Raw genomic sequence first — 24,389 nt, forward strand, 5'->3', positions numbered from 1 at the left:
CGGCTCAGGAACCGAGCACGGCGCTGCGCGCCGGGTCCTCCGAGCCCCAGGCCGCCAGCCCGGTCTCGACGAGGGGGACCCGGACCAGCCCCGCCACCTCGTCGAGCGGGACCCAGGCGGCCCTGTCGGTGGTGCCGCCGACCTCGTGACGAAGTTCACCGCCGACGACGTGCGCGGAGTAGACGATCCGGATGCCGAACATGTCCAGCGGCTCGCCCGCGTGGCTCACCGCGTCCGGGAAGTGCACCGAGTCGACGGTGAGCAGCCGGTCGAGCGCGACCGTGAAGCCGGTCTCCTCCTCGACCTCCCGCACCGCGCCGGCGCGCGGGTCCTCGCCGTGGTGCAGCCCGCCGCCGGGCAGCGTCCACTCGGGCCCGCGGGGCCCGGTCCAGCGGGCGAGCAGGACCTGTCCGTCCTCGACGCAGACCGCGTAGGCGGCGGGCCGGACGAGCCGGCGGGGTACGGGTTCGGGGTGCGGCACCGGCCGAACCTAGCGCGCGGCCGACGGGTGACCCTCCCGACGCCTTCAAGATCCCTCTGACCTGCGAATTCTCGGTACCGTATCTCGGGTGTCGGCAGACCGCCCGCTCGTCCTCGGCGTGCTGGTGTACGTCGTGGTCGCCGCTGCGCCGACGCTCCTCATCTGGGGGGTGGCGCGGTTCTTCCCGGTGCTGCTCGGGCTGCCCGACCTGCTGCGCCGGCTGTGCCGCCGCGGGGGCCCGCCCCCGGTCACCGGGCAGTCCTTCGAGTCGTTGGTCGCCGACCTGCACCGGTTGCGCCGCGAGGTGCGCGGCCGGCAGCCCACCACCCACGTCCGCCGGGTCGCCCTGATGGCGGCCTACGACGACGTCCTCCACGATCTCTGCCGGGCCGTCGGCATCGCGCGCCCGCCGCTGTGCGAGGTCGCCGAGCGCGAGCGGCCCTTCGCCCGGCTGCAGACCGAGGCGGCGATCGAGGAGGCCGGCGTGGTGCTGGACCCGCCCGATCGGGGCTCCGCGGCCGCATGACCGCCGCGTGCCGACGCCCGCCCCGCCAGTCTGGGTAAAGTCGGCTTTACCGAGTGGGAACCGATCGGGTCCCGCCGGCGTTGACCACGTAGCGCGGCGAGACACGCGACGAGGAGGAACCGGTGCGCACCACCAGCAACCCGGCGTTCCGCAACCTGCCATCGGGGCAGGGCGGCTACGCCACCTTCGACCGCCAGGGCGGCGGCATGATGGGCGGCGGCGCCGCCTATGCCGACTCCCAGGCCTCGCGCGCCGAGTTCGGCCGGGCGGGCGCGAGCGAGCGGCCCCTGACCGTCGACGACGTGGTGATCAAGACTGCGATCACCGGCGGCGTGGCGCTGGTCGCAGGGATCCTGACGGCCTGGTCCGGCCTGTTCGGCCTGGCCCTCCCCGCGATCATCGTCGGCTTCGTCGTGTCGCTGATCGTGATCTTCAAGCAGAGCACCAACCCGTTCCTGGCGCTGCTGTACTCGGCGTCGATGGGTGTCGCGCTCGGCGCGCTCACCGGGGCGCTCGAGTTCTCCGGCACGAACTTCCAGGGCATCGGCTTCCAGGCGATCGTCGGCACCGCCGGCGTGTTCGTCGGCATGCTGATCGTCTACAAGACCGGCGCCGTCCGGGTCACGCCGCGGTTCACGAAGTGGCTGATCGGCGCGTCCATCGGCGTCGTGCTGCTGATGCTCGCGAACATGGTCATGAGCTTCTTCACGATCGGCGGCCTCGGCCTGCGGGACGGATCGCCGCTGGCCTACCTGTTCAGCATCGTCTGCATCGGCGTGGCCGCGTTCAGCCTGATGCTCGACTTCGACATGGCCGACCGGGCCGTCAAGGAGGGCGCGCCGGCGAAGTTCGCCTGGTACATCGCCTTCGGCCTGATGACCACGTTGGTCTGGCTGTACATCGAGATCCTCCGGCTGCTCAGCTACCTGCGGCAGGAGTAGGGGTCGACTCCCGGGGAACCCCGGGACCCGGCCGGGTTCCCCCTCCACCCGGCCGGAGGGCGCCGCGGACGGGCCTTCGGGCCGGTCCGCGGCGTTCCGGTGTCCGCGCTCCCTGACGACGGTTGTCAGGGATCCGCGGGACGCTCACTCCCATGGCCTCCTGGAAGGACGTCGAGGAGCAGGCTCCGGAGCTGGCGGCGCGCGCCCGCCGGCTCTTCGACGCGCACATGCACAAGACCATCGCCACGCTGCGGGCGGACGGCGCGCCGCGCATCTCGGGCATCGAGGCGCAGTTCGACGCGGGCGAGCTGACCTTCGGGTCGATGCCGGACTCGCGCAAGGGCGCGGACCTGCGCCGCGACCCGCGGTTCGCGCTGCACAGCACGTCCGTCGACCCGCCGGAGGGCGCCCCGGCGGAGTGGGAGGGCGACGCCAAGATCGCCGGCCGGGCGGTGGCGACCGGCCCGCTGGACGGGGAGGTCTCCGGCGACGCGTTCCGCGCCGACGTCACCGAGGTCGTGGTGACGTGCCTGAACGAGGCGGCGGACCGGCTCGTCGTCGAGTTCTGGCGGGAGGGCTCGGGGGTCCGGCGCGTCGAGCGCGAGTGAGGCTCCCGTGACGTTCCCGAGCGCGGTGCCGTGCGACGGGCTGCAGCACGGCACCGCGCTCACCCCTCGTTCAGCCAGGTCCTGAGTTTGGCGAGCGCGCGGTGCTGCGCCACCCGCACCGCGCCGGGCGTCGAGCCGACGGCCGTGGCCGTCTCCTCCGCGGTCAGCTCGCCGAGCACGCGGAGCACCACGATCTCCCGCTGCTGGGCGGGCAACCGGTCGATCAGCGCCATCAGCTCCGTCATCTGCGCGGCGCCGACCGCCGCGGCCTCGGGCCCGGCCCGCACGTCCGTGGCCTCCGGCAGGTCGTCGGACGGGTCGGAGCGGTCCCGGGCCGCCGAGCGGTACGCGTCGGCGATCTTGTTGCGCGCGATCCCGTAGGCGAAGGCCATGAACGGCGTCTCCAGGTCCCGGTAGCGCGGCAGGGCCGTGCAGACCGCCATCACCACCTCCTGGGCGACGTCCTCGGGGGTCGCGAGCCCCGGCGCCCGGTGTCCGAGCCGGCCCCGGCAGTAGCGGACCAGCAGGGGGTTCGCGGCGCGCAGCAGCGCGTCCAGCGCGCGCCGGTCGCCGTCGGCGGCGACCCGGGCGAGATCCGTGAGGCGGGCGTCGAGCTCGGCGGTGCGGTCGGGGATCCGACGGGCGGGGCGCCGGCCCGGGGCCCACGACCCCGTCCCGTCCTCCCCGCGGGACCCCTCCTCGCCCGCGTGCACCCGACGTCTGCCTCCTCGGTCCTTGCCGCGGGGCACGGGACGGGAACGGGGGCCCGCGGCGCCCGGCGGTGGTGGGCGCCGCGGGTGCTCGAGGCCGGGCCTGGCGGCCCGACGGGGAGCGCGGCGACGTGGGCGACGACGGCGTGCCCCTCCGGCCGCCGCCCGCGCCGGAATCCCGGAATCTAGTCCGAACGGACGGGCGACGTGCTCCGGAGGGACGCCTGAACGGGGACTCGTACAACTTCGTACAGCCGGTCCGGCCTCTGGCGTCGCCATCCGGCACAGGTGCCGGACGACGCACGCGACCGCCGTGCGGCCCTATCCTGCCCCGGCACCGGGGGACGGCCCCGGGCGCGGGCGCCGAGGGGGAGCCGGGGTATGCCGCCGCAGCCGTCCGGCGATCCGGACGCCGTCGCCGACCGGGCGGGGCTGGCCGAGCAGCTGGGCCGGATGAAGGACGCGACCGGGCTGAGCTTCCGCGCGCTCGCCAAGCGCACGCAGGAGTCCGGCGTGCCGCTGCTGCCGTTCACCACCTTCCGCGACTACGTGCAGGGCCGGTCGCTGCCCTCGCCCGTCCGGCTCGACGCCCTCCTCACGGCGTTCGGCGTGGCCGCCGACGACCCCGTGCGCGAGCGGTGGCGGGCCGCGCTGCGGCGCGCGGCCGCGGCGCCGTCGAAGCCGCCGCCCGGGCTGCGCCCGTATCCCGGCGCCGCACCGGTCGAGGGGCCGTTGTTCGGGCGGAGTGCCCTGGTGGCCGAGGTCGTCGGACGGGTCCGGGAGGCGCGGGCGTCGGGCGGGGTCGTCGTGGTGACCGGGCCGTCCGGGGCGGGGAGGAGCTCGCTGCTGCGGGCCGGGGTGCTGCCGGCACTCGAGGACGTCGTCGCGGCGGCCCCGGACGCCGATCTCGAGGCCCTGCTCGGTGAGGCGCGGACCGTGCTGGTCGACGACGTCCACAGCGCCACGGAGGCGGCGGCGCGGCGGGAGGTGCTCGGCGCGGTGCCGGCCGGGCGGGTCGTGCTGCTCGGGATCCGCGAGGACGCCCTGGCCGCGCTGGGCGAGCCCGGGCACGATCCGGTGCGCGTGCCCGGGATGTCCGCGGCGCAGCTGCACGAGGTCGTCACCGGGCCCGCCCGTGCGGCCGGGTTCCCGGCCGCCGACGGGCTGGCCGAGCTCGCGCTGGGGGAGCTCGAGGTGGCGCCCGGCGCGCCGTCGTCGCCGCCGGGGGCGCTGCCCCTGCTGGCCCTGGCCCTCGCCGCCGCCTGGGAGCGGACCATCGCGGCGGGCGGGCCGGAGATCACGATCGCGCACCACCGCGAGGCGGGCGGGGTGCACGGCGCGGTCGAGCGCACCGCCGAGGCGGCGTACGCGGCGCTCCCGCCGGAGCGGCAGGCGCTGGTCCGGCCCCTGCTGCTGCGGCTCGTCCGGGTACCGGGGACGGCGGGCGTCGCCGACCCCGTGCGCCGGCGCATCCGCCGCTTCGGGCTCACCCACGGGCTCGACGCCGGGGCGGCAGCCGAGACCGACGCGACCGTCGAGGCGCTGGTCGCCGCCCGGATCCTGGTCGCCGGCGAGGGCACGCTCGAGCTCGCGCACGAGGTCGTGCTGCGGGCGTGGCCGCGGCTGGCAGGCTGGTTGCGGGAGGACCGCGAGCGGCGGCCGGCGCGCGGGACCGTCACCGACGGCACGCGGATCTGGCACGACAGCGGGCGGGACGAGGGCACGCTCCTCGGCGGCCGCGCGCTCGCCGGGGCGTCGGCGTTGGCGGCGGCGGAACCCGCCGAGCTCTACCCGCTCGAGCACGAGTTCCTCGCCGCGAGCCGGGAGCGCGAGGAGGCGGGCGGGTCGCGGCGGACCCGGCGGCTGCAGGTGGCCGTCGCGGTGCTCGCCGTGCTGCTGGTGGTCGCGATGGCGGCCACGGCCTACGCCCTGACCCGGCTCCCGGCCGACCGGAGCGGGCACGGCGGCACCCCGCCGCGTGACGCGGGCGTCGTGGTGGCCGCCCGGGTGGAACCGCGCGCTCCGTCGCCCTGAGCCATCGGGCACGATGGCGGCATGCGCTACGCCGAGCACATCTCCGACCTCGTCGGGAACACCCCGCTGGTGAAGCTGGGCGGCATCGCCGAGGGGCTGTCCCCGCTGGTGCTGGCGAAGGTCGAGTACATGAACCCCGGCGGCAGCGTGAAGGACCGCATCGCGCTGAAGATGGTCGACGAGGCCGAGGCGTCCGGCGAGCTGCGGCCCGGCGGCACGATCGTCGAGCCGACGTCGGGAAACACCGGCATCGGCCTGGCCATGATCGCCCAGCGCCGCGGCTACAGGTGCGTGTTCGTCTGCCCGGACAAGGTCGGCGAGGACAAGCGCAACGTGCTCAAGGCCTACGGCGCCGAGGTCGTCGTGTGCCCCACGGCGGTCGACCCCGACCACCCCGACTCGTACTACTCGACGTCGGACCGGCTGGTCCGCGAGATCGAGGGCGCCTGGAAGCCGAACCAGTACGCCAACAAGAACAACCCGGCGTCGCACTACGAGGCGACCGGGCCGGAGATCTGGGAGCAGACGGAGGGCCGGATCACGCACTTCGTGGCCGGCATCGGCACCGGCGGCACGATCTCCGGTACGGGGCGCTACCTCAAGGAGATCTCCGGGGGCCGGGTGCGGGTGATCGGCGCCGACCCGGAGGGCTCGGTGTACTCGGGCGGGACCGGGCGGCCGTACCTGGTCGAGGGCGTCGGCGAGGACTTCTGGCCGACGACCTACGACAAGGAGGTGTGCGACGAGATCGTCGCCGTCTCCGACGCGGACTCCTTCCACCTGACCCGGCGGCTCGCCCGCGAGGAGGCGCTGCTGGTCGGCGGGTCGTGCGGGATGGCCGTGGTCGCGGCGCTGCGGGTGGCGGAGACCGCCCCGCCGGACTCGGTGATCGTCGTCCTGCTGCCCGACGGCGGCCGCGGCTACCTCGGCAAGGTCTTCAACGACTCGTGGATGGCCAGCTACGGCTTCCTGCCGCCCAGCGCGGGCGCCACGGTCGGGGACGTGCTGCGGCGCAAGGACGGCACGCTGCCCGACCTGGTGCACGCGCACCCCAACGAGACGGTCGCCGACGCCGTGCACTACCTGCGGGAGTTCCACGTCTCGCAGATGCCGGTGGTCCGGGCCGAGCCGCCGGTGATGGCGGCCGAGGTCGTCGGGTCGGTGGTGGAGCGGGACATCCTCGACCTGCTGTTCACCAACCGCGCCAAACTCTCCGACCGGCTCGACCAGCACATGTCCCCGCCGCTGCCCACGATCGGCGCGGGGGAACCGCTGGAGACGGCGATGGGGGCCTTCGCCACCGCCGACGCCGCGCTGGTGCTGGTCGACGGCAAGCCCGCCGGCGTCGTCACCCGCTCGGACGTGCTGTCCTTCCTGGGCTGACCCCGGCGGGCGGCGAGGCCGATCGCCGCTCACAGGGGCCCCTCAGCCGGCGCGGCTACCGTCGGGGCCATGCGGAGATCCCTGCTCGCGACCGTGCTCGGCGCGGGCGCCGCCGCCGTCGTGCTGCCGGACCGGCTCGCGCTCGACCGGCGGCACCCCTTCACCGCGTTCGGGGCCCTGCGCCCGCACACCACGGCCGCGGCGGCCGTCGCCGCGGGTGTCCTGGCCCTGGCCCGGCCCACCCGGCCGGCCGCGCTCGCGGTCGGCGCGGTCGCGGCCGCGGGAGCGGCCGGGCTGGTCGGACGGGTCGTGCCCCGCCGCCGGCCCACGGGCACCGCGAACCTGACCGTGTTGGCCGCGAACGTGTGGGACGGCAAGGCCGACGCCGGCGCCCTCGCCACGCTGATCGCGCGCGAGCGCCCCGACCTCGTGTCGCTGCCGGAGTCCGGGCTCGAGTACCGCGACAAGCTCATGCCGCTGCTCGACGACCTCGGCTACCGCTCCTGGGTCTCCACCGAACCCGGCAAGCCCGACGGCTGGTCGGTCACCCTGCTCGTCGCCGAGCGGCTGGGCGACGTGGAGGTCGGCTCCGGGCCGGAGCTGCGCCGCCAGCACCTCTGGGCGCGCGGCGGGATGCTCGGCAACCGCCGGTTCCACGCCGTGCACCCGCAGGCGCCGATGGCCCGTTGGCAGGTCCGCGTGTGGTCCCGGGACATGGACAGCATCGCCCGATGGTGTGCCGCGCTGCCCGCGCCGATCGTCGCCGGGGACTTCAACGCCACCCTCGACCACGGTCCGCTGCGCCGCGCGCTGACCGGCGTGCGCGACGCTGCCGAGGGCACCGGCAGAGGCCTGACCGGCACGTACCACGCCGGGCTGCCCAGGTGGGCCGGCATCCGGATCGACCACGTGCTCGTGCCGCGCGAGGCAACCACGACCCGGTACGAGATCGTCGACCTCCCGGGCACGGACCACCGAGCGGTCCTGGTGGGCATGGAGGTGCCGGGACCCGCGTAGCCTCGCGGCCATGCGCGGCTTCTCCACCCGGGCCATCCACGCCGGCCAGGACCCCGACCCGACCACGGGCGCGGTGATCGTCCCGATCCACGCCAGCTCGACCTTCGCCCAGGACGGCGTCGGCGGGCTGCGCGGCGGGTACGAGTACTCCCGCTCCGCCAACCCCACCCGCACCGCGCTGCAGGAGTGTCTGGCGGCGCTGGAGGGCGGGCGGCACGGCTTCGCGTTCGGTTCGGGCATGGGCGCGGCGGACGTCCTGCTGCGCGTGCTGGTCAGGCCGGGCGACCACCTCGTCATCCCGCACGACGCTTACGGCGGCACGTTCCGGCTGGTCGACAAGGTCCTCACGCAGTGGGGCGTGGAGTACTCGACCGTCGACCTGGCCGACGTCGACGCGCTGCGGGCCGCGCTGCGCCCGACCACCAAGGTCGTGTGGTGCGAGACCCCGACCAACCCGCTGCTCGGGATCGCGGACATCGCGGCCCTGGCCGAGGTCACCCGCGGGGCGGGCGCACGGCTCGTCGTCGACAACACCTTCGCCTCGCCCTACCTGCAGCAGCCGCTGGTCCTTGGCGCGGACGTGGTACTGCACTCCACGACCAAGTACGTCGGCGGCCACTCGGACGTCGTCGGCGGCGCCCTGGTGCTCGACGACGACGAGCTCGCCGAGCAGCTCCGGTTCACCCAGAACTCCGTGGGCTCGGTCCCCGGTCCGTTCGACGCCTGGCTGACCCTGCGCGGCGCCAAGACCCTCGCGGTGCGCATGGAGCGGCACAGCGACAACGCCGAGCGGATCGCCGACGCCCTGGCCGCGCACCCCGCCGTCGCGCAGGTCCTCTACCCGGGCCTGGCCGGCCACCCGGGCCACGAGGTCGCCGCGAAGCAGATGCGCCGCTTCGGCGGGATGGTGTCCTTCCTGGTCGCGGGCGGCAAGGAGGCCGCGCTCAAGCTCTGCGCCTCCACGCAGCTGTTCACGCTCGCCGAGTCCCTCGGCGGCGTCGAGTCGCTGATCGAGCACCCCGGCCAGATGACCCACGCCTCGGTGGCGGGCTCGGCGCTGGAGGTGCCGGACTCCCTGGTCCGCCTCTCCGTGGGCATCGAGGACGCCGACGACCTGGTCGAGGACCTGCGCACCGCCCTCGACGCGGCCGTGTCCTGACCCCGGCCCCCCGTGGCGCTCGTTCGAGCGCCACGGGGCTGCCCGGAGATCGGGGTGAACGCGATGGCGCGGGGCGCCGGTCTTGAACTCCGAGGGCCCGACCCGGTCTGATGAGGTCGCTCCGCCGCAGCCCGGCAGTGTGTGCTCGACGAGGAGGACGCGTGACGACGTTCCCGGTCCTCCACGGCGACGTCACCTTCGCCTGCTCGGCCGGAGGCCTGGTCCACGACCTCCTCGACGCCCCGCGGAAGGACATCCCATGAGCACCGTGACCGTCTCGCACCTCGGTGGCTCGACCGTCGGTTACTCGTTCGCCCAGCCCTACGACCCCGCCCTCCCGACGCTCGTCCTGGTCAACTCGTTCACCACCTCCGCAGAGCTGTACCGCCCCCAGTTCGCCGACCCCGCCCTGACCTCGACGGCCAACCTGCTCGCGATCGAGCTGTACGGGCACGGCCGGACCCGGTCGACGTACTCGCACTTCACCTACTGGGACAGCGCGATCGCGAACCTCCAGGTCCTCGAGCAGCTCGGGATCCGCGAAGCCTTCGTCCTGGGCACCTCGCAGGGCGGGTGGGTCGCGGTCCGCATGGCACTGCTCGCCCCCGACGTCGTACGGGGCATCGTCCCGCTCGGCACCTCGATGGACTACGAGAGCGCGCGCAGCCGCGACCTGGGCTGCTGGGACGGGATCGCCTTCTGCACGCCCTCCGTCGACGGCCTCGCCGAGTCCGTCGGCGACGACTGGGTCGTCCCGGACGAGTTCGTCGACGGCGTCCTCGAGGCGGGGCTGGGCCCGGACGTGTCCGCCGACGAGCGGGCCTTCTGGATCGCCGAGTACCGCCGCAACTACACCGGCGACGACGGCCGGCACCGGCTGCGGGTCAGCACGATCAACCTGCGGGACCGGGACGGGCTGCACGGCAGGCTCGACGAGGTCCGCTGCCCGGTCCTCTGGATGCACGGCACCGCGGACGCGGTGTACTCGGTTCCCAACGCCGAGGAGGAGATCCGGATGTTCGTCCGCTCCCGGGACGCGCGGCTGCAGGTCGTCGACGGCGGCCAGCACTTCCTGAGTGCCTCCGACGCCCCCGCCGTGAACGCCGCGACGGCCGAGTTCGTCAAGCGCTGGGCCTGAGCGGCTCGCCGGCCCAGACGTCCCCTGGGGGCTGCGTCTGAGCCTCAGGAGCGTGGGGGCACCGGGGCCGCGGGAAGGGCCGGGGCCGCCGGCGCGGCGGGGACCACGAGGTCGTCGGGGGAGAGGCAGCCGCCGACGAGCTCGTACCCGCCGGGGACGGCGACGTAGTGACCCGGGTCGGCGCAGCCCGCCTGCTCCACGGTGACGATCGCGAGGGTGCCGAGCACCGCGGCGGCGAGCAGCGGAACCGCCGCGCGGGCGCCCTTCGGCCCGCCCGTCGGCCGGTGACCCACCCCGCCCCGCATCGTGCCTCCCCCGCGACAACCGCCCGTTCGCGAGGCTACCGGGCCCGGTGGCACGATGCGGGAGTGAACGCCGACAACGGGACGGCCGGCCTGCGAACGGTCGACCGTGATCCCCCGACGGCGGCCCCGGTCGGGATCGAGGACGTCCGGGGGGCCCGCGAGCTGCTCGCCGGTGTCACCCGGACCACGCCCGTCGCACGGTCCCGCGCGCTCGGCGAGGCCGTGGGCGGGCCGGTGTGGTTCAAGTGCGAGAACCTGCAGCGCACCGGGTCGTTCAAGATCCGCGGCGCGTTCACCCGGCTGGCCCGGCTGTCCGACGAGGAGCGGGCCCGCGGCGTGGTCGCCGCCAGCGCCGGCAACCACGCGCAGGGCGTGGCGCTGGCCGCGAAGCTGCTCGGCATCGGCGCGACCGTGTTCATGCCGGCGGGCGCCGCGCTGCCCAAGGTCGAGGCGACCCGGGGCTACGGTGCGCACGTCCGGCTCGGCGGGGCCACGGTCGACGAGGCCCTGGCCGGCGCGCTCGAGCACGCCGGACGGACCGGGGCGGTGCTCATCCACCCGTTCGACCACCCGGACGTGATCGCCGGGCAGGGCACGGTCGGCCTGGAGATCCTCGAGCAGGTGCCGGACGTCGCCACCGTCCTGGTCGCGACCGGCGGCGGCGGGCTCCTCGGCGGGATCGCCGCGGCCGTCAAGGCGCAGCGACCCGAGGTGCGGGTGGTCGGCGTGCAGGCGGCGGGCGCCGCGGCCTGGCCGGCGTCGCTCGCCGCCGGCGAACCCGTGCCACTGGGCGGCATGCGGACCATCGCCGACGGCATCGCGGTCGGGCGGCCCGGCGACGTCACCTTCCGGCAGGTCGAGGCCCTCGTCGACGAGTTCACCGTGGTCGGCGAGGACGCGCTCTCCCGCGCCCTGCTGTTCAGCCTGGAGCGGGCGAAGATGCTGGTCGAACCGGCCGGCGCCGCCCCGGTGGCCGCCCTGCTCGACGACCCGGCGCGGTTCACCCCGCCCGTGGTCGCGGTGCTGTCCGGCGGCAACGTGGACCCGCTGGTCCTGCTGCACGTGATCCAGAACGGCATGGCCGCGACCGCGCGCTACCTGTCCCTGGTGGTGCGCATCGGGGACCGACCCGGCGCCCTGGCCACGCTGCTGACCCGGGTGGGCGAGCTCGGCGCCAACGTGATCGACGTCGAGCACACCCGGATCAGCGCGACCGTCCCGATGGGGGAGGTCGACGTGGCCGTGAGCCTGGAGATGCGCGGCCCGGAGCACTGCCGCGAGCTGGTCACCGCACTGCGGGACGCCGGCCACCGCGTGACGGTGACCGGCGTGCCGGAAGGCGATCCGCGGCTCGGGGCGTGAGGGTCAGCCGGTGAAGGGCTGGATGTCGACGAGCGTGACGCGCATGCTGCCGCCGTCGGGCAGCGCGTACTCGCGGTCCTCGCCCTTCTTCGCGCCCAGCAGCGCGGCGCCGAGCGGCGAGTTCGGGGAGATCACCTGCAGGTCGCCGTGGCTGCCCTCCTCGCGGGAGCCGAGCAGCACCTTCTCGGTGTCGTCGTCGTCCTCGTACTTGATGGTGAGGACGGTGCCGGGGGCCGCCTGCTCGGCGCTGGTCGGCGAGGTGCCGACCTGGGCGGTGCGCAGCAGCTCCTGCAGCTGGCGGATGCGGGCCTCCTGCTGGCCCTGCTCCTCGCGGGCGGCGTGGTAGCCGCCGTTCTCCTTGAGGTCGCCCTCCTCGCGGCGGGCGTTGATCTCGGCGGCGATGACGGGACGGTTCGCGATCAGCTCGTCGAGCTCCGTCTTGAGCCGGTCGAAGGCATCCTGGGTGAGCCAGGTCACCTGAGTCTCCGTCACGGTCATCACTCCTCCAGCGAACCGGGCACCGCACCGCGCGGGCCGGGCGCCCGGCACGTCGCACGGGCACGATCGGGGCCGTCCACCTACAGGCCCCGAGTAAGGAAAAACACGACCCGCCTGCGGGCCGTGTGCGAGCAACCCTAGCACGGGGCCGACCGCTCGGCGCGGTCCTTCGGCGAACGGTCGGGAGTCCGACGAAGTTCCCGGCGGCGGTGTTTGCGCTGGTCGGGGGGTTCCGGGAAGAGTCGCGGGGGGTTCGGCGTTGACCTCCCGCGGGAAGAACGTCGGTGGTGCATGCCAGGATCGGCCTCGATCGGCCGAGGCGGCGCCCCGGCCCTGCGACACACCGCCCGCCCCCGCGGGCGCGAGGACACGGAAGGACCCCGGTCACCCATGACGTCCGAACGCGAGCCGTTGCGGCTGATGACCGTCCACGCCCACCCGGACGACGAGTCGAGCAAGGGCGCGGCGACCACGGCCCGGTACGTCGACGAGGGCCACGAGGTCATGGTCGTCACCTGCACCGGCGGCGAGGCGGGCAGCATCCTCAACCCGGCCATGGACCGGCCGGACGTCCTCGAGAACATGACTGCCATCCGGGAGCAGGAGATGGCCCGGGCGGCGCAGATCCTCGGGGTGCAGCACCGCTGGCTCGGCTTCGTCGACTCGGGCCTGCCCGAGGGCGACCCCAAGCCGCCGCTGCCGGAGGGCTGCTTCGCGCTGGTCCCGTTGGAGGAGTCCACCGAGGCGCTGGTCCGCGTGATCCGCGAGTTCCGCCCGCACGTCCTCGTGACCTACGACGAGAACGGCGGTTACCCGCACCCGGACCACATCCGCACCCACGAGGTGTCGATGGCGGCGTTCGACGCGGCAGCGGACCCGGACCGCTTCCCGGGGGCCGGCGCGCCGTGGCAGGCGCTGAAGCTCTACTACTCGCACGGCTTCTCCAAGAAGCGGATCCTCGCGTTCGACGAGGGGCTGAAGGCCCGCGGCCTCGAGTCCCCCTACGCCGAGTGGATCGCCAACTGGAAGGACCGGCCGGACCCGGGCGAACGCGTCACCACCCGGGTGGAGTGCGCGGACTGGTTCGACCGCCGGGACGACGCGCTGCGCGCCCACGCCACCCAGATCGACCCGACCAGCCGCTGGTTCTTCACACCGCTGGACCTGCAGCGCGAGATCTGGCCGTGGGAGGAGTACGAGCTGGTCCGCTCGCTGGTGCCCAGCCCCACCCCGGAGGACGACCTGTTTGCGGGCCTGCGCGAGCCGGCGCTGCGGGCGGGCTGAGCGGCCGCCCACCGGCGCCTCCGACCGGGGCTGCACGCGCGCCGTGCGGCCCCGCGTAGCCTGGAGCTCCGAGGACGTGACCTGCGGAGGAGTGACGGAACGTGCTGGTCGAGCTGGGCGCCGTGCCCATCGGGGTGACGGTCGCGACGGTCCTGGCGCAGAACCCGGAGCCCCCGCCCGACAGGGGCGAGGAGTTCGGCAAGGCCTCGCCGGTCGCGCTCGTCGTCATCCTCTGCCTGGCCGTGGCCACGATCGCGCTGATCGTGTCGATGAGCCGGCGGATCCGGCGGCTGCCGCAGTCCTTCGACGAGGAGCCCGACAGGGAGTCCGGTGTGGGGCCGGACTCCGCGTCCGGCGATGACCTCGCCGAGGCGAACCGGGACGACAGCGGCACGCCCGCCGGGGAGCGTCCCGAGCAGCGGTGATCCGGCGCTGATCCCGCCCTGATCCCCGCCGAGGCGCTGGCGGGGTGTCCGGGCGGCGGGCGGCGCCCGCCGGTGACAGGGTGGGCGCATGCCCAACCGGCTCGCGGAGGCGACCAGCCCGTACCTGCTCCAGCACGCGGACAACCCCATCGACTGGTGGGAGTGGTCCGACGAGGCGTTCGCGGAGGCGCAGCGCCGGGACGTCCCGGTGTTGCTCTCCGTCGGGTACGCCGCCTGCCACTGGTGTCACGTCATGGCGCACGAGTCGTTCTCCGACGCCGAGACGGCCGCGCAGGTCAACCGGGACTTCGTGGCGATCAAGGTCGACCGCGAGGAGCGCCCGGACATCGACGCCGTCTACATGGCGGCGACCCAGGCCATGACCGGGCAGGGCGGCTGGCCGATGACCTGCTTCCTCACCCCGGTCGGCGAGCCCTTCCACTGCGGCACCTACTACCCGCCCACGCCGCGCCACGGCATGCCCGGCTTCCGACAGCTGCTCGACGCCGTCACCCAGGCCTGGACCGAGGACGGCGCCCGGATCCGCGGGGCCGCCGGCGAGATCGCGGCCAGGCTGGCCGACGCCGCCCGGGCCGAGCCCACGCCTTTCGCGGTGGGCCCGGACGTGCTCGACGCCGCGATGGCCGGCCTCGCCGCGGACTTCGACGCCGAGCGCGGCGGGTTCGGCGGCGCCCCCAAGTTCCCGCCGTCGATGGTGCTCGAGTTCCTGCTGCGCCACCACGAGCGGACCGGGTCGGCCGACGCCCTGCGGATGGTCGAGCGGACCTGCGACGCCATGGCCCGCGGCGGCATGTACGACCAGCTCGCCGGTGGGTTCGCCCGGTACAGCGTCGACGCGGCCTGGGTGGTGCCGCACTTCGAGAAGATGCTCTACGACAACGCCCTGCTCCTGCGCGTCTACGCGCATTGGGCTCGCCGTACGGGTTCCCCGCTGGCGACCCGGGTGGCCGCGGAGACGGCCGGGTTCCTGCTCGGCGACCTGCGGACCCCCGAGGGCGGCTTCGCCTCCGCGCTCGACGCCGACACCGACGGCGTCGAGGGCCTGACCTACTCGTGGACGCCGCGGCAGCTCGCCGAGGTGCTCTCCCCGGAGGACGCCACCTGGGCCGCCCAGCTCCTCGAGGTGACCGAGGCGGGCACCTTCGAGCACGGCGCCTCGACGCTGCAGCTGCTGCGCGACCCGGACGACCCCGAGCGCTGGGAGCGCGTGCGCACCGTGCTGTACGCGGCCCGCTCCACCCGCCCGCAGCCCGCGCGGGACGACAAGGTCGTCACCGCGTGGAACGGCCTGGCCGTGCAGGCGCTCGCCGAGGGGGGTGCCGCGCTCGGCCGGCTGGACTGGGTCGCCGCCGCGGAGGAGACGGCCGACCTGCTCCTGCGCCTGCACGTCGTCGACGGGCGGCTCCGCCGCTCCTCGCGCGACGGCGCCGTGGGCTCGGCGATGGGTGTGCTCGACGACCACGCCGCCCTCGTCGAGGGCCTGCTCGCGCTGCACCAGGCGACCGGCGACCCGGGCCGGCTCGCCGCGGCCGTCGAGATCCTGGACCTGGCGGTCGCCCGGTTCCGCGGGGACGGCCCCGGCAGCTGGTTCGACACCGCCGACGACGCCGAGGAGCTCCTGCACCGGCCGCGCGAGATCACCGACAACGCCACCCCCTCCGGGGGCTCCGCGATGGCGAACGCGCTGCTCACTGCATCCGTCCTGGTCGACGAGGAGCGCTCCGGCCGGTACCGGGAGCTGGCCGAGGAGTCCGTGCACGCCGTCGGCGGGCTGTTCGGTCGGCACGCCCGCTTCGCCGGGCACTGGCTCACCGCCGCCGAGGCGCTGACGTCCGGCCCGCCGCAGGTCGCGCTGGTCGGACCCGTCGGCGACCCGGACCGGGAGGAGCTGCTGGCCCGGGCCCGCGCGCTGGTGCCGGGCGGTGGCGTGGTCGTGCCGGGCGACCCGGACGCACCGGGGGTGCCGTTGCTGGCCTCCCGTCCGCTCGTCGCGGACCGGCCCGCCGCGTACGTCTGCCGCGGGTTCGTGTGCGACCGGCCGGTGACCACGCCGGAGGAGCTCGCCGCCCTGCTCTGACTCCCGTCTCCTCCGTCTTCCGTCCGCCCTCGGAGAACGTTCTGACGCGCCTTGTGTTGCTGTGTAATCTCGTAAGCATCGCAGCAGGAGGTGCGGGATGACGGGACGGATGCACAAGGGCTGGCACGGCGGCGGGCGCGGGCAGGGGCGCGGGCCCCGCGGCGGGTGGCAGCAGGCGGACCTGCCGGACACGGGCGATGCGGCCGCGTGGTTGCGCGGCCGGCTCCCCGACGACTGGTTCGTCGGCGCGCCCGAGGTGACGATCGACCGGGAGGAGATCGTGATCGTCGGCGAGCTGCCGGCGGTGCAGGGCGACTTCCCGGACACGGACGCCGGGCGGGCCGAGAAGGCGGCCGCGGCGGCGGGGCGCATCTCGCGGTTCCGCGAGGAGACGCGGGACGAGCGGATCGACATCGCCCGTCAGGCCGAGCACCGCTACCAGCGGAAGGTCGCGTGGGGCGCGCGGATCGGCGACGTCGAGGAGCTGTTCACCACCGCGTCGGTCCCGGTGATGACGCGGCTGCGCCAGCCCGAGCGGATGGTGCTGGACACGCTGGTCGACTCCGGCGTGGCGCGCTCCCGCTCCGACGCCCTGGCCTGGGCCGTGCGCCTGGTGGGCCGCAACGCCGACACCTGGCTCGCCGACCTGCGCGAGGCGATGGCGAAGGTCGACGAGCTGCGCACCCGCGGCCCCGAGTGACGACCCGGTGAACGGCGCTCTCGTTCACACCTACTGAACGGGAGCGCCGCTCGCTCATGGGGTCAGGACGGGAAGAGCGCGAACCAGATCGCGATCTGGTGGCAGATCGCGGCCAGCACCGTGGCCGCGTGGAAGAACTCGTGGTAGCCGAAGGTCTTCGGCCACGGGTTGGGCCAGTGCACGGCGTAGAACACCGCGCCGGCGGTGTAGAGCGCGCCGCCGACCAGCAGCAGGACCAGGGCGGCCACGCCGGCGTTGTGCAGCAGGTCGGGCAGCACGAACACCGCGACCCAGCCGAGTGCGATGTAGATGGGCACCGCGAGCCATTTGGGCGCGTGCGGCCAACACGTCTTGAGGACCACGCCGGCCAGCGCGCCGCCCCACACCACGCCCAGCACGATCCGGCCGGTCGCCGGGGCCATCGCCAGCATCGCGACCGGCGTGTACGTGCCCGCGATGAACACGAAGATCATCGAGTGGTCGAGCCGGCGCATGATCAACCGGCTGCGCGGCGTGGTCCAGGTGCGGCGGTGGTAGAGCGCGCTCACGCCGAACAGGCCGAGGATCGTCACGCTGTAGACCGAGGTCGCCAGCGCGGCGGCCCCGCCCACGAGCGACGCGGCGACGGCGATCAGCGTGGCGCACGCCGCGACCGAGGTGACGAACGACCAGAGGTGCAGCCAGCCGCGCATCCGCGGCTTGACGAAGGGGAGGTCCGACGGCGGCTGGAGGGTCCCGGCGGTCACCCGCCCGAGGGTACGGGATCTCCACGCGCGTGCAGGTTGCCGACCGGTGGCGCGTCGGTGAAGCTCCCCCGGGCGACGGCCTTCGGGCGCAGGTGGTCCCGGGCCGCGGCGTAGGCTCCGCCCCGTGGGTGTCCGTGACCTCCTCTATTCGACCTACGAGGCGAGGCTCGCCCGGCGGCTGGTCGGTGCGGAGCGCCCCCGGCACGTCGCGCTGATCCTCGACGGCAACCGGCGATGGGCGCGCGACGCCGGGCTCGAGGACGTCAACGACGGCCACCGGGTCGGCGCGGCCAAGATCTCCGACCTGCTCGGCTGGTGCGGCGACGCCGGCGTCGAGGTCGTCACGCTGTTCCTGCTGTCCACGGACAACCTCTCCCGCCCGGCCGACGAGCTCGAGCCGCTGCTGGAGATCATCGCCGACGTCGTCGACGAGCTCAGCGGCCCCAGCGCGCCGTGGCGCCTCCGGGTCGTCGGCGCGCTGGAGCTGCTCCCGCAGTGGATCGCGCAGCGGCTGACGGCGGCCGCCGCCCGCACCACCGACCGCCCGGGCCTGGAGCTCAACGTGGCCGTCGGCTACGGGGGCCGGCAGGAGATCGCCGACGCCGTGCGCAAGCTGCTGCTGCAGCACGCCGAGGCCGGCTCGTCGATCGAGGAGCTGGCCGAGGTGCTCGACGTCGACCACATCGCCGCGCACCTCTACACGTCCGGTCAGCCCGATCCCGACCTCGTGATTCGCACGTCGGGGGAGCAGCGGCTCTCCGGTTTCCTGCTGTGGCAGAGCGCGCATTCGGAATTTCATTTCTGCGAGGCCTACTGGCCCGAGTTCCGTCGCGTCGACTTCCTCCGGGCGCTGCGTGACTACGCGGCGCGGCACCGCCGGTTCGGCGGCTGACGTCCGGCTCCACCAGAACCGGAAAGAGAGCCCGGGAAAAGACCTGAGAACGCGGAACGGCGCCGATCCCGGAGGATCGACGCCGCTCGGCGAAGGTGTGTCTCAGTCGTCGACGGAGTCGCCCGCGGCCGACTCGAGCCCGCAGACGCGGTCGTTGTCGGTCTTCACCTTGCTGTCGGCGGAGGCCTTGCCCAGGATGCCCAGGGCGCCGGTCGCGGTGCCGGTGATGTCCTTGAGGTTGGCCTGGCCGGCGATGAGGCCGACGTTCACGGGAACGTCGTTGTTGCAGGCCTGGATCGGCACGTTGGCGTTGTTGCCGGAGACGTTGATCAGGCCCTTGCCCGACTTGTCGATGCCGGTCTCGTGCGACTCGTGGGCGAACGCGAGCGGGCTGATGGCGACGACGGACGCGGCCGAGGCGGCGGCGACCAGGGCGACCTTCTTCAGCATTGTTCTCTCCTGTGTGTGTACGGGCCCGGGGAAGGCCCGGACTGACGAGTCGGTGTCCGACCGGGGAGCCCGCACCGACTGCGGAAGACGCTATCCGAGAAGGCCGGGAATTGTGAAACCCATACCACGATCGTGTCTGATCGCGTTTCTTCCGGCGGTTATTCCCTCGATCGGATGATCTTCTCCGGACGACGTTGTCCGGAATGGCGGAAGCCCGGCCCGTGAACGGGCCGGGCTTCCGGATGAAGCGCTGGGAAAGCGTCAGCTCACCGAGTCGCCGGCGGCGGCCTCGAGCCCGCACACGCGGTCGTTGTCGGTCTTCACCTTGCTGTCGGCGTCGGCCTTGCCCAGGATGCCGAGGGCGCCGGTGGCGGTGCCGACGATGTCCTTGGCGTTGCCCTGGACACCGGCGAGCAGGCCGACGTTCACCGGGACGTCGTTGTTGCAGGCCTGGACCGGAACGTTGGCGTTGTTGCCGGAGACGTTGATCAGGCCCTTGCCCGACTTGTCGATGCCGGTCTCGTGCGAGTCGCTCGCGAACGCGAGCGGGCTGACGGCGACGACGGACGCGGCCGAGGCGGCGGCGACCAGGGCGACCTTCTTCAGCATTCTTCTTCTCCTGTATGGGTTCGGGCCCGGGGAGGGCCCGGACTGACGAGTCGATGCTCGACCGGGGAGCCCGCATCGACTACCGAGGACGCTATCCGAGAGATTCACGAATTGCGAAACGCCTACCACGATCGTGTCGGAAGGTGTTTCCGCAGAAAGTTACTTCGCTCGATCGGATGAGTTGTGGAACACCTGTGCGAGGTGTCCGGAAAAGCGCGACGCCGGCCCGGGGAACCCGGACCGGCATCGGCGGTGCTGCACTGACGGGACGTCAGGCGACCGAGTCGCCCGCGGAGGAGCCGAGGCCGCACACGTCGTCGTTGTCGGTCTTGACCTTGCTGTCGGCCTTCGCGTCGCCGAACAGGCCCAGGGCGCCGGTCAGCGCACCGGTGATGTCCTTGGCGTTGCCCTGGAGGGCGAGCGCGCCGACGTTGACCGGCACGTCGTTGTTGCAGACCTGGATCGGGACGTTCACGTTGTTGCCCGACACGTTCAGCAGGCCCTTGCCCGACTTGTCGATGCCGGTGACCGACGAGCCGTGGTGGCCCTTGTCGCCCTTGTCGTGGTGGTCGTGGCCCTTGTCACCGGCGAAGGCGAGCGGGCTGACCGCGACGAGAGAGGCGGCGACGCCGGTCGCGACGATTCCAGCCTTCTTCAGCACAGTTTCTCTCCTGTAGGTCTGCGGAACCGGCGAGCCGGCACCTTTCAGGTCAGCGTCCGACCGGGGAGCCCGCGCTGACTGCTCCGAAAGCTATCCGCAGTCGCGCGTATACAACAAATCCCGTACCACCATCGTGTGAGCTACGAACGGTGCGTTTGGTTACTCCCCGGATAGGTGGAATCCGGCGCCGCCCCGAATCGTCTTTCCGGCCGTTTTCGCGAACCGTGGGTAGCTGATCCACTCGTTCGGGAGAGTGGCCTTCCCGATCGTGTACGGGGCGCCGGAGGGGCGTCCGGCGGGTAGCGTCCGGGTGATGCGGAGAGTGCCGTGAGAGCGGACGCGATCGCGCGCCAGGTCGCGCTGCTGGCGCTGCGGCTGGACCGCCTCGCGCCCGGCACCGTGGAGGCCTTCGACGGCGACCCCGCGCTGCGCCGGCACGTCCGCGCCGAGCCCGCTCCCGCGCCGTCGGATCTCGTGCGCGAGGCCGCGCGGCTGCGGCGGGCGGTCCCGTACGTCGGCCTCCCGGCGGTGCGGGAGGCGTTCCTCGACGGCGAGCTGGGCGCCCTCGAGCGCAGTGCGCGGACCCTCGCGGGCGAGCAGGTGCCGCTGCGCACCGAGATCCGGGAGACCTACGGCGTCGACGTCGCCCCCGGCGACCCGGACCGGTACCGGGCGGCGCACCGGGCCGTCGACGCGCTGCTGCCCGGGCCGGGGCCGCTCGCCGACCGGCTGGCCGCGCACCGCGTGCGGGACGAGCTCCCGCGCGACCGTCGAGCCCCGGCGATCCGGGCCCTCGTCGCGGCGTTGCGCGAGCGGGCCGCCGCGGTCCTCGACCTGCCGGCGGGTGAGGACGTCGAGATCGAGCTCGTCGAGGGCCGGCCCTGGAGCGGCTTCACCCGGTACCTCGGCGGCGGCCGCTCGCTCGCCCGGTTCAGCGCCGACGCGCCGCAGCGTGCGGGGCAGCTCGCCCGGCTCGTCGCGCACGAGACCTACCCGGGGCACCACGTCGAGCACCTGCGGCGGGTCGCCGCGGCCCGGTCCGAACCCGAGCGTGCGCTGAGCCTCACCCGCAGCCCGCGCGCCCTCGTCGTCGAGGGGGTGGCGGACCTCGGGCTCGACGCCGTCGTCGGGCCGGGGTGGGGGCCGTGGGCGGCCGACGTGCTGGCCGACGTGGGTGTGGTCACGGACGGTGAGCTGGCCGAGGCGCTGGAGGAGGCGATGCTGCCGCTGCAGCACGTCCGGCTCGACGCGGCGCTCCTCGTCGACCGGGTCGGGGCGACGGCGGCCCGTGACCACCTGCGCCGGTGGCTCCTGCTCGACGACGCCCGCGCGGACCGTGCGCTCCGCTTCCTCACCGACCCGCGTTGGCGGGCGTACACGGTCACCTACGTGATCGGATACCCACTGGTGCGTGCCTGGTGGGCGGAGGACGTCGCGCGGTTCCGCCGGGCGCTCGACCGGCCCGTCACCCCGGGGGTAGTGGCCTCACGGGGCCCTCGGGACTCGTCCGGACGGTCGGCGGCCGACCGGGGCGTGCCGACGACGGACGGTGTCGATCATGCGATGAGCGGTCGGCCGTTCTGTTAATTCTCGGGATCGGTCACGGACGCGACACGATCTCACCCTTGACCGCATGAGGGTGACCGCTAGTAGCGTCAGCGGTGGCGGTGCGTACCGATCGCACCGTCCGGGGAGGCCCTGGACGTGGTGTTGCGAAGCACCCGAGAGGGCCGGCACCCGGCCCTTGCGGGCGTGCGGGCGGCGTCGCAGACGTGGTTCGTGCAACCGCACCGGGGTCGGCCGGCCCACCGGAACTGTGGGCGTGGTGCCGCGCCCGCGAGGGAGCACCCGTGACCGAACGTCGTACGGCCCCGGTTCAGGAGAGCGGCTCCGACGTCCCCGCGGACGTCACGCCCCGCTGCTACGTGCTCGACACCTCGGTTCTCCTCTCCGACCCGTGGTCGCTGACCCGGTTCGACGAGCACCAGGTCGTCCTCCCGCTCGTGGTCATCTCCGAACTCGAGGGCAAGCGGCACCACCCGGAACTCGGGTGGTTCGCGCGGGCGGCCTTGCGGCAGCTCGACGACATGCGGATCAAGCACGGCCGGCTCGACGCGCCCGTCCCGATCGGGGACGCCGGCGGCACGCTCCACGTCGAGCTGAACCACAGCGACCAGTCGGTGCTGCCGAGCGGCTTCCGCACGGACAGCAACGACAGCCGCATCCTCGCCTGCGCGCTCAACCTGCAGGCGGAGTACGGGGCCGGGCGGCAGGTCGTGCTGGTCACCAAGGACATGCCGCTGCGGGTCAAGGCCGCGGCCGTCGGACTCCCCGCCGACGAGTACCACGGCCAGGACGTCGTCCCCTCCGGCTGGACCGGGATGGCGGACGTCGAGGTCGCCCCGGAGGAGATCGACACCCTGTTCCGGGACGGCGTGCTGGACCACGCCGAGGCGGGCGAGCTGCCCTGCCACACCGGCATCCGGCTGCTCGGCGGCACGTCGTCGGCGCTGGGCCGGGTCACGGCCGACAAGCAGATCAAGCTCGTCCGCGGCGACCGCGAGGCCTTCGGGCTGCACGGGCGCTCCGCGGAGCAGCGGGTCGCGCTCGACCTCCTGCTCGACCCGGAGGTCGGCATCGTCTCCCTCGGCGGCCGGGCCGGCACGGGCAAGTCGGCGCTCGCGCTGCTCGCCGGCCTCGAGGCCGTCATGGAGCGCCAGCAGCACCGCAAGATCGTGGTGTTCCGGCCGCTCTACGCCGTCGGCGGGCAGGAGCTCGGGTACCTGCCCGGCAGCGAGGCGGAGAAGATGGGCCCCTGGGCCCAGGCCGTGTTCGACACCCTCGGCGCGCTGGTCAGCCAGAACGTGCTCGACGAGGTGATCGCCCGCGGGATGCTGGAGGTCCTGCCGCTCACGCACATCCGCGGCCGGTCCCTGCACGACACCTTCGTGATCGTCGACGAGGCGCAGTCGTTGGAGCGCAACGTGCTCCTGACCGTGCTCTCCCGGCTCGGCACCGCCTCGCGGGTGGTCCTCACCCACGACGTCGCCCAGCGCGACAACCTCCGGGTGGGCCGCCACGACGGCATCGCCGCGGTGATCGAGAAGCTGAAGGGCCACCCCCTCTTCGCCCACGTCACCCTCACCCGCTCCGAGCGCAGTCCCATCGCCGCCCTCGTGACGGAGATGCTGGAGGGCCCCGGCAACTGACCTCGTGACCGCCTGACTGCACGAACGGCACTTTCGTGCGGACCTACCGCACAAGAGTGCCGTTCGTGCATTCGGACTCGGGAGGTTGTCCACAGGGTCACGGCACTGTGGACGGAGCGATGTGTGGATCGCGCGAGGCCGTCACGATCAGGCGATGCCGCGCAGATCATCGCTCCTCGCACCCGATCAGGTCGCCGCCTTGTGCGACTCGACGATCGTGCCGGTGAAGCTCCTCGAGGGTCTCGGTGTGCCGCGGCGCACGGTCTACGACCGATGTCGCCCAGGAGGACCCTGGCGGTCCCTGCTCCCGGGCATCGTCGCGTTGACCAACGGCCCCCCCACGCGGGACGACCGTCGCCGCGCCGCGCTGGCCTATGCGGGTGCAGACGCCGTGATCACCGGCCTCGACGCCCTGGCGATCCTCGGCATGAGGAGGGTCCCGGCGCCGAGCGGGCCGGTGCACGTCCTGATCCCGGCCGACCGTCGGAGGCTCGGCGCGGGGAAGGTGCTCGTCGAGCGGACCGACCGACTGCCGGTGGTCTCGCGTTCCGGCCGCTGGCCGGTCGCGCCGCTGTCGAGGGCCGTGCTCGACTTCTGCCGCCGGAGCCGGGACCGCGATCAGATCCGTTCGGCCCTCGCCGAAGCCGTCCAGCGGGGCAGCTGTTCACCCGCCGAACTACGGGCGGAGCTGGACGCCGGCAGCAATCGCGGGACGGCTCTACCGAGGTCGGTCCTGGCGGAGATCGCCGGCGGGGTGAGGTCGGTGGCCGAGGCACAGGCGCGCGAGGTGATCGTCGCGTCGGGCCTGCCAGAGCCGATGTGGAACCCGGTCCTCCGTGCGGTGGGCGGTGAGCTGCTTCCGCGCCCCGACGCCTGGTTCGACGACGTCGCGCTGGCGTGGGAGATCGACTCCGTCGAATTCCACTTCGATGCTGCGGATTACGAGCGCACGGTCAGCCGTCACTCGCTGATGACCGCACACGGCATCGTCGTCGTCCACACCGTGCCGAGAATGCTGCGGACGAGGCGCGCGCAGATCGTCGACCAACTACGGCGTGCTCACGCCCACGCGAGCCTTCGCCCGCGGCCTGATATCCACGCGACACCTGCTTCGTGACTGCACAAAGGTGCCGTTGGTGCAGACCTACCGCAC

25 protein-coding genes are annotated in these 24,389 nt (G+C 73.9%); 17 read left to right on the forward strand and 8 right to left on the reverse strand.

The genetic code is table 11. From position 1 onward, the window contains the following. Positions 1–4: 4 nt before the first annotated feature. Positions 5–481 (reverse strand): NUDIX hydrolase, encoded by a 477-nt coding sequence (locus ACQP04_RS05545; protein WP_433505987.1) that lies wholly within the window; start codon positions 479–481, stop codon positions 5–7. Positions 482–569: 88 nt separating this feature from the next. Here ACQP04_RS05545 and ACQP04_RS05550 point away from each other — a divergent pair, with 88 nt between their 5' ends. From ACQP04_RS05550 to ACQP04_RS05560, 3 genes are all read left to right on the forward strand, one after another. Further along, entirely contained in the window at positions 570–1,007 is a 438-nt protein-coding gene (locus ACQP04_RS05550; protein ID WP_433505988.1) for a hypothetical protein, read from the forward strand. 122 nt (positions 1,008–1,129) lie between these two features. Next, positions 1,130–1,948 carry a Bax inhibitor-1/YccA family protein gene (locus tag ACQP04_RS05555; protein ID WP_433505989.1) on the forward strand — a complete coding sequence of 273 codons (819 nt, stop codon included), beginning with the start codon at positions 1,130–1,132 and terminating at the stop codon, positions 1,946–1,948. 152 nt (positions 1,949–2,100) lie between these two features. Then, a complete protein-coding gene (locus ACQP04_RS05560) occupies positions 2,101–2,556 on the forward strand; it encodes a pyridoxamine 5'-phosphate oxidase family protein (RefSeq protein ID WP_433505990.1) in 456 nt (151 codons plus the stop codon). A gap of 59 nt (positions 2,557–2,615) precedes the next feature. On the opposite strand, the gene shbA is transcribed toward ACQP04_RS05560, so the two are convergent. Next, positions 2,616–3,191, reverse strand: coding sequence for an RNA polymerase sigma factor ShbA (gene shbA, locus ACQP04_RS05565; RefSeq protein ID WP_433508304.1), 576 nt, complete (start codon positions 3,189–3,191; stop codon positions 2,616–2,618). Between the two features lie 456 nt (positions 3,192–3,647). Between shbA and ACQP04_RS05570 the strand changes: the two genes are divergently transcribed. From ACQP04_RS05570 to ACQP04_RS05590, 5 genes are all read left to right on the forward strand, one after another. Then, positions 3,648–5,300 carry a hypothetical protein gene (locus tag ACQP04_RS05570; protein ID WP_433505991.1) on the forward strand — a complete coding sequence of 551 codons (1,653 nt, stop codon included), beginning with the start codon at positions 3,648–3,650 and terminating at the stop codon, positions 5,298–5,300. Between the two features lie 21 nt (positions 5,301–5,321). Beyond that, positions 5,322–6,683, forward strand: a complete 1,362-nt coding sequence (locus ACQP04_RS05575) for a cystathionine beta-synthase (protein ID WP_433505992.1) — start codon at positions 5,322–5,324, stop codon at positions 6,681–6,683. 69 nt (positions 6,684–6,752) lie between these two features. Continuing rightward, the gene (locus ACQP04_RS05580) at positions 6,753–7,700 is read left to right on the forward strand and encodes an endonuclease/exonuclease/phosphatase family protein (RefSeq protein ID WP_433505993.1); all 948 of its coding nucleotides are present in this window, start codon (positions 6,753–6,755) and stop codon (positions 7,698–7,700) included. Between the two features lie 10 nt (positions 7,701–7,710). Further along, complete coding sequence (locus tag ACQP04_RS05585; protein WP_433505994.1) at positions 7,711–8,859, forward strand: cystathionine gamma-synthase; 1,149 nt, start codon at positions 7,711–7,713, stop codon at positions 8,857–8,859. A 259-nt stretch (positions 8,860–9,118) separates the two neighbouring features. Beyond that, positions 9,119–9,997 carry an alpha/beta fold hydrolase gene (locus ACQP04_RS05590; RefSeq protein WP_433505995.1) on the forward strand — a complete coding sequence of 293 codons (879 nt, stop codon included), beginning with the start codon at positions 9,119–9,121 and terminating at the stop codon, positions 9,995–9,997. Positions 9,998–10,041: 44 nt separating this feature from the next. Here the strand turns inward: ACQP04_RS05590 and ACQP04_RS05595 are convergent, their stop codons facing one another. Beyond that, positions 10,042–10,302 carry a hypothetical protein gene (locus ACQP04_RS05595; RefSeq protein WP_433505996.1) on the reverse strand — a complete coding sequence of 87 codons (261 nt, stop codon included), beginning with the start codon at positions 10,300–10,302 and terminating at the stop codon, positions 10,042–10,044. A 135-nt stretch (positions 10,303–10,437) separates the two neighbouring features. Between ACQP04_RS05595 and ilvA the strand changes: the two genes are divergently transcribed. Then, positions 10,438–11,664: a threonine ammonia-lyase gene (gene ilvA, locus ACQP04_RS05600; RefSeq protein ID WP_433508305.1), complete on the forward strand. Its 1,227-nt coding sequence runs from the start codon at positions 10,438–10,440 to the stop codon at positions 11,662–11,664. A gap of 3 nt (positions 11,665–11,667) precedes the next feature. On the opposite strand, the gene greA is transcribed toward ilvA, so the two are convergent. Further along, positions 11,668–12,156 (reverse strand): transcription elongation factor GreA, encoded by a 489-nt coding sequence (gene greA, locus ACQP04_RS05605; protein ID WP_197040535.1) that lies wholly within the window; start codon positions 12,154–12,156, stop codon positions 11,668–11,670. Between the two features lie 396 nt (positions 12,157–12,552). On the opposite strand from greA, the gene mca reads away from it, so the two are divergent. The 4 genes from mca to ACQP04_RS05625 all read left to right on the forward strand — a co-directional run bounded on the left by mca (position 12,553) and on the right by ACQP04_RS05625 (position 16,669). Beyond that, positions 12,553–13,446 (forward strand): mycothiol conjugate amidase Mca, encoded by an 894-nt coding sequence (mca, locus tag ACQP04_RS05610; RefSeq protein ID WP_433505997.1) that lies wholly within the window; start codon positions 12,553–12,555, stop codon positions 13,444–13,446. Positions 13,447–13,547: 101 nt separating this feature from the next. Then, complete coding sequence (locus ACQP04_RS05615) at positions 13,548–13,871, forward strand: hypothetical protein (protein ID WP_433505998.1); 324 nt, start codon at positions 13,548–13,550, stop codon at positions 13,869–13,871. 88 nt (positions 13,872–13,959) lie between these two features. After that, positions 13,960–15,969, forward strand: a complete 2,010-nt coding sequence (locus ACQP04_RS05620; RefSeq protein WP_433505999.1) for a thioredoxin domain-containing protein — start codon at positions 13,960–13,962, stop codon at positions 15,967–15,969. 97 nt (positions 15,970–16,066) lie between these two features. Next, positions 16,067–16,669, forward strand: a complete 603-nt coding sequence (locus ACQP04_RS05625; protein WP_433506000.1) for a hypothetical protein — start codon at positions 16,067–16,069, stop codon at positions 16,667–16,669. Positions 16,670–16,731: 62 nt separating this feature from the next. Here ACQP04_RS05625 and trhA read toward each other — a convergent pair whose 3' ends face one another. Then, positions 16,732–17,361: a PAQR family membrane homeostasis protein TrhA gene (gene trhA, locus ACQP04_RS05630; RefSeq protein ID WP_433508306.1), complete on the reverse strand. Its 630-nt coding sequence runs from the start codon at positions 17,359–17,361 to the stop codon at positions 16,732–16,734. A 178-nt stretch (positions 17,362–17,539) separates the two neighbouring features. Here trhA and ACQP04_RS05635 point away from each other — a divergent pair, with 178 nt between their 5' ends. Next, on the forward strand, positions 17,540–18,307 hold the full coding sequence (locus ACQP04_RS05635) for an isoprenyl transferase (protein ID WP_037043014.1): 768 nt from the start codon (positions 17,540–17,542) through the stop codon (positions 18,305–18,307). Positions 18,308–18,409: 102 nt separating this feature from the next. Here the strand turns inward: ACQP04_RS05635 and ACQP04_RS05640 are convergent, their stop codons facing one another. The 3 genes from ACQP04_RS05640 to ACQP04_RS05650 form a co-directional block, all read right to left on the reverse strand. Continuing rightward, complete coding sequence (locus tag ACQP04_RS05640; RefSeq protein ID WP_433506001.1) at positions 18,410–18,757, reverse strand: hypothetical protein; 348 nt, start codon at positions 18,755–18,757, stop codon at positions 18,410–18,412. A gap of 261 nt (positions 18,758–19,018) precedes the next feature. Then, positions 19,019–19,366 carry a hypothetical protein gene (locus tag ACQP04_RS05645; RefSeq protein WP_433506002.1) on the reverse strand — a complete coding sequence of 116 codons (348 nt, stop codon included), beginning with the start codon at positions 19,364–19,366 and terminating at the stop codon, positions 19,019–19,021. A 271-nt stretch (positions 19,367–19,637) separates the two neighbouring features. Next, positions 19,638–20,027, reverse strand: a complete 390-nt coding sequence (locus ACQP04_RS05650) for a hypothetical protein (protein ID WP_037043008.1) — start codon at positions 20,025–20,027, stop codon at positions 19,638–19,640. A gap of 327 nt (positions 20,028–20,354) precedes the next feature. On the opposite strand from ACQP04_RS05650, the gene ACQP04_RS05655 reads away from it, so the two are divergent. The 3 genes from ACQP04_RS05655 to ACQP04_RS05665 all read left to right on the forward strand — a co-directional run bounded on the left by ACQP04_RS05655 (position 20,355) and on the right by ACQP04_RS05665 (position 24,353). Further along, positions 20,355–21,614 (forward strand): DUF885 domain-containing protein, encoded by a 1,260-nt coding sequence (locus ACQP04_RS05655; RefSeq protein WP_433506003.1) that lies wholly within the window; start codon positions 20,355–20,357, stop codon positions 21,612–21,614. Positions 21,615–21,952: 338 nt separating this feature from the next. Then, entirely contained in the window at positions 21,953–23,236 is a 1,284-nt protein-coding gene (locus ACQP04_RS05660; RefSeq protein WP_433508307.1) for a PhoH family protein, read from the forward strand. A gap of 457 nt (positions 23,237–23,693) precedes the next feature. Next, positions 23,694–24,353: a hypothetical protein gene (locus ACQP04_RS05665; protein WP_433506004.1), complete on the forward strand. Its 660-nt coding sequence runs from the start codon at positions 23,694–23,696 to the stop codon at positions 24,351–24,353. Positions 24,354–24,389: the final 36 nt, after the last annotated feature.

The organism is Pseudonocardia halophobica (genome assembly GCF_050948485.1).
Lineage (GTDB): Bacteria > Actinomycetota > Actinomycetes > Mycobacteriales > Pseudonocardiaceae > Pseudonocardia > Pseudonocardia halophobica.